Genomic DNA, 16163 nt, shown 5'->3' with positions numbered 1-16163 from the left:
CGGCGGTAGACGGTGCGGCACTGTGCCGACACAGGCGCGGCCTGTGGGTCGGTGCGCTCAGCCGGTGCGGACCAGCGTGGTCCAGCCGTGGGGGTTGGTCCACGCGTAGGTGCCGTCGGGATGCCGGGTGTAGCTCCAGGCCGGGCTGCCCTCCGAGCCGGTCGTCTTCAATCGGTGGTGGTGGCGGCACAGCGGCGCGAGGTTCGACGGGTGCGTCTGGCCGGGGCGTCCGCCCTGGTCGAGGGGTCGGTAGGGGGTGATGTGGTCGAGGTCGCAGCGGCGTGAGGGCACGGTGCAGCCGGGGAACACGCATCTCGAGTCACGGATGACGACGTGTTCGCGCATCCAGGGTGGTGGGTCGTGTCGGTCGACGGCGCCGGCGGTGGTGGGGTCGAGGTCGATGACGGGCCTCACGAACACCTTGGTGCCCAGGAGCCAGCGGCGCAGGGTGGTGGTGGAGACCACCCCGAGACCTTCGACGACCGCGGTGCCCGGTGGTGGGCCGGTGCGGTCGATCTGGGACAGGTGGCTGGTCTCGTGGTGGCGGTGGACCGGGGTGGGGCGTAGGTCGGGTCCGGTGGTGCGGTAGGGGTCGCTCGCGGGGTGCGCGTGCGCTGCGTGCTCGTGCGCGGGCTGTTCGTCGGTGGGCTGTTCCTCGGGGGTGGGGTGGCTTCGAGACGCTCGCTGCGCTCGCTCCTCAGCCACCGGGGTCGTGGTCTGCCCGGCGGGCGTGGTCTCGTGGTCTACGGGGGTGGGGAGGTCCCGGGGGTCCGGTGGGGGTTCTCCGGCCGGGGCCTCGGCGGGTGGCGGTGGCTCCTCCGGCGCTGGTTCTTTTCCGTTCAAGCGGTCCGTGTCGAGGGCGGCGAGGGTGTCGGCGCGTGCGAGGTCCTCGGGGTGCAGGTGGACGTAGACCACCCGCTCCTTCGCGGTCGTGGGCTCCACCGAGTCCAGTGCGGTCAGTCCTTGGGCGCGGTCGGTGATGACGCCGATGGCGCGGGCCTTGCGGACCTCCAGCGACTCGACCACGGCTCCGGTCGAGGTCTGGTGGCGGCCGAGCTCGGCGGCGGTGGCGCAGATGAGGTCGTGGAACCGGGTGAGGTCCTGGGTGTCACCGAGCACCTCCAACCACGAGGTGCCGGACGCGGAGCCGCGGTCGATGTCGTGGGTGAGACGCACGTTCCACCCACCGCGGGCCCGCTCCTCCAGCGCCGCCTGGGCGTGGGGGTCGTGCTTGGCCGCGGCTTCCGCGACGAACAGCTCGATGCGTCGCGCCCCGAGGCCTTGGACCTTCGCCCCGAGTGCGGCGACCTTGCGGTCGACGTACGCGGCCCCGGTGTCGTTGAGGACCTGGGTCTGGGAGGCGATCCGCCGCGCCCGCCAGCCGGGGAGGGTGAGGTCCTCGACCATCGCCCACACCCGGGGCAGGCGGTGGACGAGCTCCATGACTTCCGCGAGGTTGCAGCCGGCGGTGACCGGGGAGATGTCCAGGGCCAGGGCCAACGGTTCGGCGGCGAACTCGTCCAGCCCGTGGCGGATCATGCCCGGCACCGACCAGGCGTAGGCCCGGTCGGGGTTCAGTGCTCCCCAGCGGGCCATGACCCGCAGGGTGCGACGCTCCGCGGCGCGAACCGACCTCGCCGTGTCGGCGGCGTACTCCAGGACGTCGTCGGCCTCGAGGGACTCCACGTCGACCACGGCGCCGGTGGTGTCGAGGTCGAGGAGCATGGACCTAGTTTATTCGAACACGCATTCGATGACTAGGTCTGCCGGTGGATCTGTGGAGAGGGTTGCGCTGTCGCGTGAGGGTGGTTTCGAGACGGTCGCTGGCGCTCCCTCCTCAACCACCGGGGTGCGGGCGCTCCCTCCTCGACCACCGGGGTCCGGCCCGGCGCTCCCTCCTCGACCACCGGGGTGCTGGCGCTCCCTCCTCAACCACCGGGGTGCTGGCGCTCCCTCCTCAACCACCGGGTCGCTGGCGCTCCCTCCTCAACCACCGGGTCGCTGGCGCTCCCTCCTCAACCACCGGGTGCTGGCGCTCCCTCCTCAACCACCGGGGTGCTGGCGCTCCCTCCTCAACCACCGGGGTGCTGGCGCTCCCTCCTCAACCACCGGAGTGCTGGCGCTCCCTGCTCGGCCACCGGGGTGCTGGGGACTCCCGCTCGGTCGCCGTGGGCTGTGCGGGCTCGACCCCGGCAGGGAAGGAGTAGGGCGGGAATGGCGAGAGGCCCTCCCGGTGAACCGGGAGGGCCTCTCGTGGGTGGTACGGCATCAGGGACTCGAACCCCGAACCCGCTGATTAAGAGTCAGCTGCTCTGCCAATTGAGCTAATGCCGCGCGGTGAAGCGAGAAGAACATTACCAGCGGGCCACCGGGCGGCGAAATCGACGGACCGGCGACCGGTCAGCGGGAGGCGAGGACGGCCTGGGCGGCGTTGTGGCCGGCGATCCCGGAGACGGCGCCGCCGCGACGGGCGCCGGAGCCGCAGAGTAGGACGGCGTCGTGGGCGGTCTGCACGCCCCACTGCTGCGCGGGGGTGTCGAGGCGCGCACGGGCCGGGGCCCACGGCCACTCGAGGTCGCCGTGGAAGATGTGGCCCCCGGGCATGGCCAGGTCGGCCTCGACGTCCTGGGGGATCTTGGCCTCGATGCACGGCTGGCCGTCGGCGTCGCGGGCCACGCACGACGCGAGCGGCTCGACGAGGTGCTCGTCGAGGGAGGCGATGGCCCGGGCGACCGCCTCGGCCTTGGCGGCCTCGCGGCGAGCGGGGTCGGCGAAGAGCGAGGCGGGCGTGTGGAGGCCGAAGTAGGTCATCGTGTGGGTGCCCGAGCCGGCGGCCGACCCGAGGATCGAGGGGTCGGTGAGGGTGTGGCAGTAGACCTCGCCGGGGAGGGCGGTGGGCACGGACCCGCCGGCGGCGTCGGCGTAGGCGCGCTCCAGCTGGGTGTAGTCCTCGGCGAGGTGGAGGGTGCCGGCGAAGGCCACGGCGGGGTCGACACCGGAGCGCAGGGCGGGCAGTCGATCGAGGAGCAGGTTGATCTTGAGCTGCGAGCCCTCGGGCTTCGTCGCCGCGTCCTCCGCGCCGCCGAGGAGGATCTCCAGCACCCACGGCGCGACGTTGGCCAGGACGTGGCGCCCGCTCACGACGTGGTCGCGACCGCCGGCGTGGAAGGTCACCTCGGCGCCGGAGTCGGCGCCCTCGCCGGTGGGACGGATCGCCGAGACGCCCGCGCCGGTCAGCAGCTCGGCGCCCGCGCGCCCGGCCGCCGCGGCGAGCGCGTCGGTCATTGCGCCCATGCCCCCGACGGGCACCCGCCACTCGCCGGTGCCGTTGCCGATCAGGTGGTAGAGGAAGCAGCGGTTCTGCACGCGCGACGGGTCGTGCAGCGAGGCGAAGGTGCCGATGAGGGCGTCGGTGGCCACCACGCCGCGCACCGTGTCGTCGCGGAAGCGCCGCTCGACGGCCTCGCCCAGCGGGCGCTCGACCAGGTCGCGCCAGATGTCGGGGTCGACCCGGTCGCGCAGCGCCCGCTCGCCGGGCAGCGGCTCCAGGAGGGTCGGGGCGACGGCGTGGGCGAGGTCGGCGACGTCGGCGTAGAACTCGCGCCAGGCGGCGTACTCCTCCTCGCCCCCGGTGAGGTCGGCGAAGGACCGCGCGGTGGCGGGGCCCTCCGGGCGCTCCACGAGCAGCCCGCCGGCCTTCCCGTCGCGTGACGTCGGGGTGTAGGAGGCGGTGGTGCGCGACTCCAGGCGCACCTGGAGGTCGAGGTCGCGCATGAGTGCCTCGGGCATGAGCGAGACGAGGTAGGAGTAGCGCGAGAGGCGCACGTCGTGGCCGCGGAAGGCGGGGGCCGAGACGGCGGCGCCGCCGGTGTGGTCGAGGCGCTCGAGCACCAGGACCGAGAGACCTGCGCGCGCGAGGTAGGCCGCCGAGACCAGGCCGTTGTGGCCGCCGCCGACCACGACGACGTCGTAGGAGGACCGCGTGGGCGCACCCGAAGAGCTCATCGGGCCACGGTAGTGCTCGCGGCGCCGAGCCGCGCCACGCGCCTCGCCCGACCGCGGCTGAGACGTCTCTCAGCGTGCCGTGGCGCCCGAGTCGTGGTGAACCGGCGCCGCCGACGCGGCGGGCGTGCTTCACTCAGGCCGGGACCGACACCGGGAGGGGGAGTCGTGCCGGGTCTTCGCCTGCTCGCCGTCGCGGCTCTCGCGCTGCTCACCGGCGCCATGGGCCTCGCCGCGGTGTCGGCAGCGCCCGACACCGGCCACGCCATCGGCATCTGGCCCGTGGGCCTGGCCAGCGGCCTGCTGCTGCTCGCCCCTCGTCGCGCCGTGCCGGTGCTCGCGCTGCTCGTGCTCGCCCTCGCGGTGCTGACCATCCGGCTCGGCGGGCGCCCCGGCGACGTCGCGGTGGGGTACGGCGCCGGCATCGCGCTGGAGACCGTCGTGGTGTGGGCGGTCCTGTCGCAGGGTGAGGAGGGCCGCTGGCGGCTGCGCCACGACGCCGACCTGCGCCGCTACGTCGTGGCGTGCCTCGCGGGGGCGGCCGTCGGCGCCTCGGCGGGTGGGCTCACCTCGGCGCTCACCGGCTTCGGCGACCCGGCCCTGGTCGTCCTGGCCCTCGCCGTCTCGCACCTGGGCTCCCAGCTGGTGCTGACCCCGATGTGGTCGCGGCTGCCCGACCACGCGGCCATCGCCGGTCGCGGCGAGCGCGTGGTGCAGTGGGCGGCCGTGCTGACCGTCGCCCCCGCGGTGTTCGTGCCGACCGACCTGCCCTCGATCGTCTTCCTCGTCGTGCCGGTGCTGGCCTGGAGCGCCCTGCGGCTGCGCGCCCCCGAGGCCCTCGCCCAGCTGGTGGCGGTGCTGGCGTTCGCGGTGCTGATGAGTGCCTCCGGTCGCGGGCCGTTCACCGACGCGCCCGGACGCTTCGACCTCGACCCCGACCTGCGCGGCGTGCTGCTCTCGGCCTTCATCGCGACCTGCGCCCTGATCGTCGTGCCGCTGCTGCTGCGCGTGGGCGAGCACATCCGCGCCGCCCGCACCGCTGCCGCCGAGCGCGACACCCTGGAGCGGGTCGTGCACAGCGCCTCCGACGCCATCATCGGAGCCGACCTCGAGCGTCGCATCACGCTCTTCAACCCCGGCGCCGAGCAGTTGCTCGGCTACACCGCCGAGGAGGTGATGGGGCGCGAGTCCACCATGCTGCACAGCCCTCACGGGGTGCGGGCCAAGGCGGCCGAGCTGGGGGTGGCCGACGACTTCGACACCGTGGCAGGACAGATGCTCGAGCCCGGTCAGGCCGGCGCCTACATCGGCTTCGTGCGCAAGGACGGCACGGAGCGCACCCACTCGATGACCCTCGACCGGATCCTCGACGACCGCGGTCGTCCGGTCGGCTACCTGAGCATCTCCGAGGACGTCACCGAGCGGCTCGAGGCCGAGCGGGCGGTGCAGGACGCCCTGGAGCGGCTCCGCGAGGTCGACGCGGTCAAGGACGCCTTCATCTCCAGCGTCAGCCACGAGCTGCGCACCCCCATCACGAGCATCGTGGGCTACCTCGAGATGCTCGAGGAGGGCGACTTCGGCGCCCTGGAGGACGCCCAGCTCCGCGCGGTGCGCCGGGTCATCGGCAACAGCGACCGCCTGCTCGGCCTCGTCGACGACCTGCTCACGCTCTCCACCGTGCAGCACGACGGCCTCGGGATGGCCGAGAAGGTCCTCGACCTGGGCGAGGTGGTGCGCGCCGGCTGCGCCGTGGTGTCGCCCGGGCTGGAGCGGGGCTCGACCGTGCTCGAGGTCGACCTGCCCGACGAGCCGCTGCCGGTGGTCGGCGACCGCGACCTGCTCGAGCGCGTCGTGATCAACCTCGTCGGCAACGCCGTGAAGTTCACCCCCGACGGCGGTCGGGTGGGCGTGCGCCTCGTCGCGGGCGCCGGGCCGGGCGAGGCCTGTCACGTGCTCACCGTCAGCGACACCGGGATCGGCATCCCCGCCGCCGAGCTCGAGCACCTCTTCACCCGCTTCTTCCGCTCCTCCAACGCCCAGAAGCAGGCCATCCCCGGCAGCGGGCTCGGGCTCTCGATCGCCCACGCCGTCGTCGCCCGCCACGGCGGCCGGATGGAGGTCGACTCGGCGCTCGGCGAGGGCGCGACCTTCACCGTGCACCTCCCGGCCGTCACCTGACGCGAGCCGTTGAATGTTCAACTAGGCGCGGCTAGGATCGGGGCATGCCTGCGATCACCGTCGACGACCTGACCACCCTCGACCGGGTGCGCGGCCCCGGGCTGGGCGACCAGCCGCGCCCGGTGCTGCAGGTGACCACGGCGCCCCAGGGCTACGAGGGAGAGGGCTTCCCCGTGCGCCGCGCCTTCGCGGGCATCGACCTGGCCCGTCTCGACCCGTTCATCATGATGGACCAGATGGGCGAGGTGGAGTACGCGCCGGGCGAGCCGAAGGGCACCGCCTGGCACCCCCACCGCGGCTTCGAGACCGTCACCTACATCATCGACGGCACCTTCGACCACCACGACTCCCACGGTGGTGGCGGCACGATCACCAACGGCGACACCCAGTGGATGACCGCCGGCTCCGGGCTGCTGCACATCGAGGCCCCGCCGGAGTGGCTCGTGCAGTCCGGCGGGCTCTTCCACGGCCTCCAGCTGTGGGTGAACCTGCCCCGCGACGCCAAGATGAGCACCCCGAAGTACCAGGACATCCGCTCCGGGGAGGTGCAGCTGCTGACCTCCGCCGACGCCGGGGCGCTCGTGCGCGTCATCGCCGGCACCGTCGACGGCCACGCCGGGCCGGGGTCGACGTACACCCCGATGGCGCTGGTGCACGCCTCGCTCGAGCCCGGCGCCCGCCTCGACCTGCCCTGGGACGTCGACTTCAACGCGCTCGTCTACGTGCTCAACGGCGACGGCACCGTGGGGGAGGAGGGCCGGCCGCTGCGCACCGGCCAGGCCGCCGTGCTCGGCGCCGGCGACTACCTCACGGTCTCGGCCGCGGGCCGTCAGGAGAGCCGTTCGCCGCGCCTCGACGTGGTCGTGCTCGGCGGTCGCCCGATCCGCGAGCCGCTGGCGTGGGCCGGACCCTTCGTGATGAACACCAAGGCCGAGGTGATGGAGGCCTACCAGGCCTTCCAGCGCGGCAGCTTCGGGCACCCGACGAGCTGAGCGGGCGTCGGCGGGGGCGCTGCTAGGTTCCCCCGCGTGGACGAGCAGGTCGTGCTGGTGACGATGTCGGTGCGCGAGGTGCGCGCCGGCGCGGAGCTGGCCGCGCTCGCCGCCGAGGTCGGCGCGAGCGTCGCCCACCTCCAGCAGGGCGACCCCTCGCCGGCCCGCGAGCTGACCCGCCTCGCCGGCTCCGGCGTACGCCGCGTCGTCGTGGTCGGCGTCGCGACCGGGCCGCTGGCCCCCGGGGCGTCGTGGCTGCGGCGCGTGGTCGCCCACTGGTGGCGCGAGCGGGGCGACGACGCACCGCAGGTGCGCGTCGCCGGCGCGCTGCTGGCCGACCTCGACCCGGCCGCCGGCGCGGGGGAGCGGGTCGCGCGGCTGGTCGCCGCGGCCACGCCGGTGACCGGCGCCGAGGCGGGGCTGACCTCGCCGGCGTGGGAGGAGGTCACCGCCCACCGCCACCAGGTGCTGGTGTGCCGCGGACCGCGGTGCAGCGCGCGCGGCTCCGACGACACCGCCGAGGCGGTGGTGCTGGCCCTGATGGCCCACGGGCTCGGCGACGACGACGTGCTGCTGACCCAGACCGGCTGCCTGCTGCCGTGCAACCACGCCCCGGTCGTCGCGGTGCAGCCCGACGACGTCTGGTACGCCCGCGTCGGTGCCGGCTCGGTCGACCGGATCGTCGCCGAGCACCTGGTCGACGGGCGTCCGGTCGCCGCCCAGCGGCTGGCCCGCCCCGCGCCGCGCGGGATGGCCTAGGCTGCCGCTACACGTCTCGTGGACCCAGGAACCCGGTGCGGCAGCGATGCCCAGTCCGGGGCGGTTCCGCCACTGTGACGCCGTCGCGAGGCCCTGCGCCTCCGACGGCCCAGCCAGATACTGGCCACGGGACTCCGCCACTACCACCGGGGCGAGAACCCCGAGGAGGCCCTCGTGCGCATCGCGCTGCTCTCCACCTCAGACACCGACCTGCTCTCGGCCCGCGCCAGCGGCGCCGACTGGGTCTGGGCCAACCCCGCCCGCCCCGGCCACCAGTCGATGGCCGAGACCATCGAGGGCTGCGACCTCGTCGTGGGCCGGGTGCTCGGCTCCCCGCAGGACCTCTGCTCGGGCTTCGCCCGCATCCGCGCCACCGGCATGCCCGTGGTCGTGCTCGGCGGGGAGCAGCAGCCCAGCGCGGAGCTGATGGAGCAGTCGTCGGTGCCGATCGGGGTGGCCGCCGAGGCCCACCGCTACCTCGCCGAGGGCGGCCCGGACAACCTGGCCCAGCTGCACGCCTTCCTCTCCGACACCGTGCTGCTCACCGGCGAGGGCTTCGAGGCGCCGGCGGCCCTGCCGGAGTGGGGCCTGGCCGAGCGGCCCGCCGACCTGCCCGCTGACCTGCCGCGGGTGGGGATCCTCTACTACCGGGCCCACCAGGCCAGCGGCAACACCGCCTTCGTGCACGCCCTGGCCGACGCCGTCGACGCCACCGGCCGCGCGGTCGGCGTGCCGATCTTCTCCTCCAGCCTGCGCTCGGCCCCCGACGAGCTCTACGCCGCGCTGGGCACCCTCGACGCCCTCGTGGTGACCGTGCTGGCCGCGGGCGGGTCGACCCCGGCCACGGCCAGCGCCGGCGGCGACGACGAGGCGTGGGACGTCGCCCGCATGGCCGCGCTCGACATCCCGATCCTGCAGGGCCTGTGCCTGACCAGCAGCCGCGCGGAGTGGGAGGCCTCCGACGACGGGGTGACCCCGATGGACTCCGCGACCCAGATCGCGATCCCCGAGTTCGACGGGCGCATCATCACCGCGCCGTTCTCCTTCAAGGAGATCGACGCCGACGGCCTGCCCCGCTACGTCGCCGACGCCGAGCGCTGCGCCCGGGTGGCCGGCATCGCGGTCGGCCACGCCCGGCTGCGACGCGTGCCGCCCGCCGAGCGGCGGGTGGCGCTGATGCTCTCGGCGTACCCCACCAAGCACAGCCGGGTCGGCAACGCCGTGGGCCTCGACACCCCGGTCTCGACCGTGCGGCTGCTGCGGCGCATGCGCGAGGAGGGCTACGACCTCGGCCCGGCCGGCGTGGTCCCGGGGCTCGACCTCGACGACGACACCGAGGCGGGCGACGCGCTGATCCACGCCCTCATCGACGCCGGCGGGCAGGACGAGGAGTGGCTGACCCACGCCCAGCTCACCGACGCCCACGTGCGGATCACCCAGCAGCAGTACGACGGCTGGACCGCCGACCTGCCCGCCGCGCTGCGCGACGACGTCGTGGCGACCTGGGGGGAGTCGCCCGGCGAGCTCTTCGTCAACGACGCCGGCGAGATCGTGCTGGCCACCATCCAGGCCGGCAACGTCGTGCTGCTCATCCAGCCGCCCCGCGGCTTCGGGGAGAACCCCGTCGCGATCTACCACGACCCCGACATGGCGCCCTCGCACCACTACCTCGCGGCCTACCGCTGGGTCGGCGGCGACGTGGAGACCGGTGGCTTCGGCGCCCACGCGGTGGTGCACCTGGGCAAGCACGGCTCGATGGAGTGGCTGCCGGGCAAGAACGCCGCGCTGTCGGCGAGCTGCGCCACCGACCAGGCCATCGCCGACCTGCCGCTGATCTACCCCTTCCTGGTCAACGACCCCGGCGAGGGCGCCCAGGCCAAGCGCCGCGCCCACGCCACGATCGTGGACCACCTCATCCCGCCGATGGCGCGTGCGGAGACCTACGGCGACATCGCCCGACTCGAGCAGCTGCTCGACGAGCACGCCAACATCGCGGCGATGGACCCCGCCAAGCTGCCCGCCGTGCGCGGGGAGATCTGGCAGCTCATGCACGCCGCGGAGATGCACCGCGACCTCGGGCTCGACGAGCGCCCCGGCGACGAGGAGTTCGACGACTTCCTGCTCCACGTCGACGGCTGGCTGTGCGAGATCAAGGACGCCCAGATCCGCGACGGGCTGCACGTGCTGGGCCAGGCGCCCGAGGGCGAGGCCCGGGTCAACCTGGTGCTGGCCATCCTGCGCGCCTCCCAGGTCTGGGGCGGCGAGACCGCGTCGGTGCCGGGGCTGCGCTCGGCGCTGGGCCTCAAGGAGGGCGCCGAGGCGACCACGGTCATCGACGGCGTCGAGGAGCGGGCCCGCGCGCTCGTGCAGGGCATGGAGGCCGCCGGCTGGGACCCCGCCGCCGCGGCGGGGCTGCACGACGACCCCGAGGTGCAGCGGGTGCTGGCCTTCGCCGCGACCCAGGTCGTGCCGCGCCTGGCCCGCACCACCGACGAGCTCGACGCGGTGCTCCACGCCCTCGACGGCGGCTTCGTGCCGGCCGGCCCCTCGGGCTCGCCGCTGCGCGGGCTGGTCAACGTGCTCCCGACGGGGCGCAACTTCTACACCGTCGACCCCCGCGCCGTGCCCTCGCGGCTGGCCTGGCAGACCGGGCTGGCCATGGCCGAGTCGCTCGTGCAGCGCTACCTCGACGACACCGGCGACTACCCCGCCTCGGTGGGGCTCTCGGTGTGGGGCACCAGCGCGATGCGCACCTCCGGCGACGACGTCGCGGAGGTCCTGGCCCTGCTCGGCGTGCGTCCGTCGTGGGACGAGGCCTCGCGGCGCGTCAACGACCTGACGGTCGTGCCGCTGGAGGAGCTGGGCCGCCCGCGCATCGACGTCACGGTGCGGATCTCCGGCTTCTTCCGCGACGCCTTCCCCCACGTCGTGGCCATGCTCGACGACGCCGTGCGCCTCGTCGCCGGCCTCGAGGAGCCGCACGCCAGCAACTACGTGCGCGCCCACGCCCAGGCCGACCTCGCCGAGCACGGCGACGAGCGCCGGGCCACCACCCGGATCTTCGGCTCCAAGCCGGGCTCCTACGGCGCCGGCATCCTGCAGCTGGTGGAGTCGGGCACCTGGCGCGACGACGCCGACCTGGCCGAGGTCTACACCGCCTGGGGCGGCTTCGCCTACGGCCGCGACCTCGACGGCGCCGCGGCCGCCGACGACATGCGGGCCAACTACCGCCGGATCAAGGTCGCGGCGAAGAACATCGACACCCGCGAGCACGACATCGCCGACAGCGACGACTACTACCAGTACCACGGCGGCATGGTCGCCACGGTGCGTGCGCTGACCGGCGCCGCGCCGCAGGCCTACGTCGGCGACTCCACCACGCCCGACGCCGTGCGCACCCGCACCCTGCAGGAGGAGACCAACCGGGTCTTCCGCGCCCGCGTGGTCAACCCGCGCTGGATCTCCGCGATGCAGCGCCACGGCTACAAGGGCGCCTTCGAGCTGGCCGCCACCGTCGACTACCTCTTCGGCTTCGACGCCACGACCGGCGTCGTGCACGACTGGATGTACGACACCCTGGCCCAGGAGTACGTGCTCGACGAGACCAACCAGGAGTTCATGCGCCGCTCCAACCCCTGGGCGCTGCGCGGCATCGTGGAGAAGCTCCACGAGGCGAGGGACCGCGGCCTGTGGGCCGAGCCCGACCCCGAGGTGCTGGCCGCGATGCAGGAGGTCTACCTCGACCTGGAGGGCGACCTCGAGGACCGGGCCGAGGACCGGGCCGAGGACCGGGCGTGAAGCGGGTCCGGGTGATCGGGGTGGGGCCGGGCGACCCCGACCAGGTCACGCTGGAGGCGGTGCGGGCGATGCGGGACTCGGCGTACTTCGTGGTCTCCGACAAGTCCGCCGCGCTGACCTCCGAGCGCGGCGGCATGCCCGACCCGCTGGTCGTGGCGCGCGAGCGGCTGCTCGACCGCCACCTCGACGCCGCCCCCGTCGTCGTGCGCATCGAGGACCCCTCGCGCGAGCGGCGCCCGGAGCGCACCGGCACCCAGGAGGAGTACGACGCGGCCGTCGAGGCCTGGCACGACGCGCGGGCCCGCGCCTACGAGGACGCCCTGCGCGGTCACGACGGCGACGCGGGCTTCCTGGTCTGGGGCGACCCCGCCTTCTACGACTCCACGATCCGCGTGCTCGAGCGGGTGGGCCGCCGGCTGCCGCTGGAGGTGAGCGTCGTGCCGGGGATCTCCTCGGTGCAGCTGCTGGCCGCGCGCCACCGCCTCGTGCTGCACGAGGTGGGCCAGGCCCTCCACGTCACGACACGGCGCCGGCTGGCCGAGGCCGTGCTGCCCCCGCCGCACGGGCAGGGCCAGGACAACGTCGTGGTCATGCTCAACCGCGTCGTCGACCTCACCGGGCCCGAGCTCGACCTGGGCGACTGGTCGATCTGGTGGGGCGGCAACCTCGGCACGCCGAGCGAGGAGCTCGTGGCCGGTCGCGTGCGCGACGTCGTGGCCGAGGTGGAGGCCGCCCGCGCGCGGTGCAAGGAGGCGGCCGGCTGGGTGATGGACATCTACCTGCTGCGCGCCCCGGAGCCGGCGGCGTGAGCGGTCTGCTCGTCGCCGGGACGACCTCCGACGCGGGCAAGAGCGTGGTGACCACCGGGCTGTGCCGGGCGCTGGCCCGCCGCGGGCTGCGCGTGGCGCCCTACAAGGCGCAGAACATGTCCAACAACTCCATGGTCACCCGCGACGGCCTGGAGATGGGGCGGGCGCAGTGGGTGCAGGCCCTGGCCGCGCGCATCGAGCCCGAGGTGGCCATGAACCCGGTGCTGCTCAAGCCCGGCTCCGAGCGGCGCAGCCACGTGGTCGTGATGGGCCGCCCGGCCGGCGAGGTCTCGGCGCGCGACTTCGTCGACGGCCGGCGCCACCTGGCCGCCGCCGCGCACGCGGCCTACGACGACCTGGCCGGCCGCGTCGACGTGGTCGTCGCCGAGGGCGCGGGCAGCCCCGCGGAGATCAACCTGCGCGCCGGCGACTACGTCAACATGGGCCTCGCGCGCCACGCCGGCCTGCCCACGGTGGTGGTGGGCGACATCGACCGCGGCGGGGTCTTCGCGGCCTTCCTCGGCACGGTCGCCCTGCTCCCGCCGGGCGACCAGGCCCTGGTGGCGGGCTTCGTGGTCAACAAGTTTCGCGGCGACGTCTCGCTCCTCGCGCCGGGCCTCGACCAGCTGGCCGCGGCGACCGGGCGGCGCACCTTCGGCGTGCTGCCCTGGAGCCCCGACCTGTGGCTCGACGGCGAGGACGCTCTCGACCTGGAGGCGCGTCGCGAGCGCTCCGGGCGCTCCGAGTGCTCCGGGGGAGACCGGGCGGTGGTCGCGGTCGTGCGCTTCCCGCGGATCAGCAACGTCACCGACGCCGACGCGCTCGACCTCGAGCCCGGCCTCGACGTGCGCTTCGTGAGCACCCCGCAGGGCCTGGCCGACGCCGACCTCGTCGTGCTGCCCGGCACCCGCGCGACCCTCGCCGACCTGGCCTGGCTGCGCGAGCGCGGCCTCGACCGGGCCGTGCTCGACCACGCCGCGGCCGGGCGCCCGGTGCTCGGGATCTGCGGCGGCTGCCAGGTGCTCGGTCGGCGCATCGCCGACCCCCACGGCGTGGAGGGGGACCCCGGCGCCGAGGTCGAGGGGCTCGGCCTGCTCGACCTCGAGACCGTCTTCGGCCCCGACAAGGTGCTGCGCACCCACGAGCCGGCGGGCTACGAGATCCACCACGGCCGCACCACCGGCGAGCGGGTCGCCGGCGCCGTCACCGGCACGATGGTGCACGGCCGGCTCGAGGACGACGCCCACCGCGCGGCCTACCTGCGCGAGGCCCTCGGCGTCACCTCCACCGCCTCCTTCCCGGCCGCCCGCGAGCGGCGCCTCGACCTGCTCGGCGACCTCGTCGAGCAGCACCTCGACGTCGACGCCCTGCTCGACCTCGCGACCCGCGGCGCACCGGCGGGGCTCCCGGTGCTGGCGCCGGGGGCGGCCGAGCCTGCGGGGACCCGCGCGTGAGGGTGCTGCTGCTCGGCGGCACGGCCGAGGCGCGCGCCCTGGCGGCGGCGCTGGTCACCGAGGGCGTCGAGGTGGTCTCCTCGCTGGCCGGGCGGGTCGCCCGCCCGGCGCTGCCGGTGGGGGAGGTGCGCGTCGGCGGCTTCGGCGGGCCGGAGGGCCTGCGCGAGCACGCCCGCGGCTACGACGCCGTCGTCGACGCCACGCACCCCTTCGCCGCGCGGATCTCCCACAGCGCCGCCGGCGTCGACGTGCCGCTGCTGCGGCTGGCCCGGCCCGGCTGGTCCGACGCCCCGGGGGCCGGGGCCTGGCACTGGGTGGAGGGCCACGACGAGGCCGCCGCGCTGACCGCGCGGCTGGGCCGGCGCCCGTTCCTCACCGTGGGCCGCCAGGAGCTCGGCCGGTTCACCGGCCCGCTGCGCGCCCACGCGGTGCTCGCCCGGGTCGTCGACGAGCCCGAGGTCGCCCTGCCCGAGGCGTGGACGCTGCTGCGCAGCCGCGGTCCCTACACCCTCGCCGGCGAGCGGGCGCTGGTCGAGGAGCACCGCGCCGACGTCCTGGTGACCAAGGACTCCGGCGGGGTCCACACCTGGCCCAAGCTGGAGGCCGCCGCCGCGGGCGGCCTGGCGGTGGTCGTCGTACGCCGCCCGGCGGAGCCGGCCGGGGTCGCGACGGTCAGCGACGTCGCGGCCGCGTGCGCCTGGCTGCGAGAGGTGCGAGCGTGACGAGCGCGCCGAGGCCCACCCGTGCGGCGAGCGCCCGGGCGCGGGGCAGGTCGTGAACGCCGGGCGCGCGGCCGTCGCCGAGCAGCGGGCGCTGCTCGACGCGGGTGGGGTAGACGGTCTCGCCGCCCAGGCGCAGCCCGAGGGCGCCCGCGAAGGCCGCCTCCACCGGGCCGGCGTTGGGGCTGGGGTGGGTGCGCGCGTCGCGGCGCCACGCCCGCACCGCCGCGCGCGGGTCGTCGCCGAGCACCACGGCCAGCAGCGCGCACAGCCGCGCGCCGGGCAGGTTGAGCAGGTCGTCGAGGCGCGCCGCCGCCCAGCCGAAGCGCTCGTGGCGCGGGGTGCGGTGGCCGACCATCGCGTCGAGGGTGTTGGCGGCGCGGTAGCCCAGCAGCCCCGGCACCCCGGCCATGGCGCCGAGCACGAGGGGGGCCACGACGGCGTCGGAGGTGTTCTCGGCCACCGACTCGACCGCCGCGCGGGCCACCCCGTCGGCGTCGAGCACGCGGGTGTCGCGGCCCACGAGGTGGGTCAGCCGCTGCCGGGCGTCGTCGAGGCGACCCGCGCGCAGCAGGTCGTCGACCGCCCCGGCCTCGCGGCCCAGCGACGTGCCGCCCAGCACCACCCAGGTCGCCACCGCCGTGGCCAGCGCGTGGGCCACCGGCCGCTCCCGGGTCGCGCGCTCGACCGCGACGCCGGCGCCGGTCGTGGCGCCGACCAGCACCACGACGTACGCCGCGCCGCGGGGCCGCGCGTCGGCCCACGCCCGCCGCTCCAGGGCGCCCGCGAGGGAGCCGAAGCCGGCCACCGGGTGCCACCGGGCGGGGTCGCCAAGCGCCCGGTCGGCGGCGAAGCCGACGGCCAGGCCCACCGCGCGGCTGCACGTCATGGGAGGCTCCGGTGGTGAGGGTGCTGGTGACCGGGGGAGTGCGCTCGGGCAAGTCGCGCCACGCGGAGGGGCTGCTCGCGGGGCGCGAGGACGTCACCTACGTCGCGCCCGGCCCGGTGCTCGACGACGCCGACTGGGCCGCCCGTGTGGCCGCCCACCGGGCGCGACGGCCGGCGGCCTGGCGCACGCTGGAGACCGGCGACCTCGCCGGCGCCCTGGCCGGCGCCGGGCACGGCCCTGGTCACGGCGCTGGTCACGGCGCGGTGCTCGTGGACTGCCTCGGCACCTGGCTGACCCGGCTGCTCGACGACGCCGAGGCCTGGGAGGAGCCGAGCGAGGCGCTGCACGCGCTGGTCGGCGCGCGGCTCGACGAGGCGGCCGCGGCGCTGGCCGGGGCGGCGGGCGACGTGGTGCTGGTGACCAACGAGGTCGGTCTCGGCGTGGTGCCCGCGCACCGCTCGGGCCGGGTCTTCCGCGACCTGCTCGGCCTGGCCAACCAGCGCCTGGCCGCGGAGTGCGAGGCGGTGCACCTCGTGGTGGCCGGCCGCGTGCTCGTGCTCTGA

General features: G+C 75.3%; 11 protein-coding genes and 1 tRNA gene. 8 read left to right on the top strand and 4 right to left on the bottom strand.

Features of this window, described 5'->3' with window-relative positions:
* Positions 1-57 precede the first annotated feature (57 nt).
* The 3 genes from IR170_RS05175 to IR170_RS05165 form a co-directional block, all read right to left on the bottom strand.
* Positions 58-1725 (bottom strand): HNH endonuclease signature motif containing protein, encoded by a 1668-nt coding sequence (locus tag IR170_RS05175; RefSeq protein ID WP_193661420.1) that lies wholly within the window; start codon positions 1723-1725, stop codon positions 58-60.
* 533 nt (positions 1726-2258) lie between these two features.
* Positions 2259-2334: transfer RNA gene (locus tag IR170_RS05170), tRNA-Lys, on the bottom strand.
* 66 nt (positions 2335-2400) lie between these two features.
* Positions 2401-4005: a phytoene desaturase family protein gene (locus IR170_RS05165; protein ID WP_193661419.1), complete on the bottom strand. Its 1605-nt coding sequence runs from the start codon at positions 4003-4005 to the stop codon at positions 2401-2403.
* 165 nt (positions 4006-4170) lie between these two features.
* Here IR170_RS05165 and IR170_RS20215 point away from each other — a divergent pair, with 165 nt between their 5' ends.
* The 7 genes from IR170_RS20215 to IR170_RS05130 all read left to right on the top strand — a co-directional run bounded on the left by IR170_RS20215 (position 4171) and on the right by IR170_RS05130 (position 14714).
* A complete protein-coding gene (locus IR170_RS20215) occupies positions 4171-6180 on the top strand; it encodes an ATP-binding protein (protein ID WP_193661418.1) in 2010 nt (669 codons plus the stop codon).
* Between the two features lie 44 nt (positions 6181-6224).
* Positions 6225-7172 carry a pirin family protein gene (locus tag IR170_RS05155; protein WP_193661417.1) on the top strand — a complete coding sequence of 316 codons (948 nt, stop codon included), beginning with the start codon at positions 6225-6227 and terminating at the stop codon, positions 7170-7172.
* Between the two features lie 36 nt (positions 7173-7208).
* The gene (locus tag IR170_RS05150; RefSeq protein ID WP_251534198.1) at positions 7209-7931 is read left to right on the top strand and encodes a (2Fe-2S) ferredoxin domain-containing protein; all 723 of its coding nucleotides are present in this window, start codon (positions 7209-7211) and stop codon (positions 7929-7931) included.
* Between the two features lie 174 nt (positions 7932-8105).
* On the top strand, positions 8106-11729 hold the full coding sequence (gene cobN, locus IR170_RS05145) for a cobaltochelatase subunit CobN (RefSeq protein WP_193661416.1): 3624 nt from the start codon (positions 8106-8108) through the stop codon (positions 11727-11729).
* Positions 11726-12538 carry a precorrin-6A synthase (deacetylating) gene (gene cobF, locus IR170_RS05140; RefSeq protein WP_193661415.1) on the top strand — a complete coding sequence of 271 codons (813 nt, stop codon included), beginning with the start codon at positions 11726-11728 and terminating at the stop codon, positions 12536-12538. The genes cobN and cobF overlap by 4 nt, the downstream gene beginning before the upstream one ends.
* Entirely contained in the window at positions 12535-13992 is a 1458-nt protein-coding gene (locus tag IR170_RS05135; RefSeq protein ID WP_193661414.1) for a cobyric acid synthase, read from the top strand. Before cobF ends, IR170_RS05135 begins: the two co-directional genes overlap by 4 nt.
* Positions 13989-14714, top strand: coding sequence for a cobalt-precorrin-6A reductase (locus IR170_RS05130; RefSeq protein WP_193661413.1), 726 nt, complete (start codon positions 13989-13991; stop codon positions 14712-14714). The genes IR170_RS05135 and IR170_RS05130 overlap by 4 nt, the downstream gene beginning before the upstream one ends.
* On the opposite strand, the gene IR170_RS05125 is transcribed toward IR170_RS05130, so the two are convergent.
* Positions 14665-15600: a cobalamin biosynthesis protein gene (locus IR170_RS05125; RefSeq protein ID WP_193661412.1), complete on the bottom strand. Its 936-nt coding sequence runs from the start codon at positions 15598-15600 to the stop codon at positions 14665-14667. The two genes, IR170_RS05130 and IR170_RS05125, sit on opposite strands and share 50 nt — an antisense overlap.
* A 14-nt stretch (positions 15601-15614) precedes the next feature.
* On the opposite strand from IR170_RS05125, the gene IR170_RS05120 reads away from it, so the two are divergent.
* Entirely contained in the window at positions 15615-16163 is a 549-nt protein-coding gene (locus IR170_RS05120) for a bifunctional adenosylcobinamide kinase/adenosylcobinamide-phosphate guanylyltransferase (RefSeq protein WP_193661411.1), read from the top strand.

This window comes from Nocardioides kribbensis (genome assembly GCF_015070375.1).
Taxonomy (GTDB): Bacteria; Actinomycetota; Actinomycetes; order Propionibacteriales; family Nocardioidaceae; genus Nocardioides; species Nocardioides kribbensis.
This window is presented reverse-complemented; position numbering and strand designations above follow the sequence as displayed.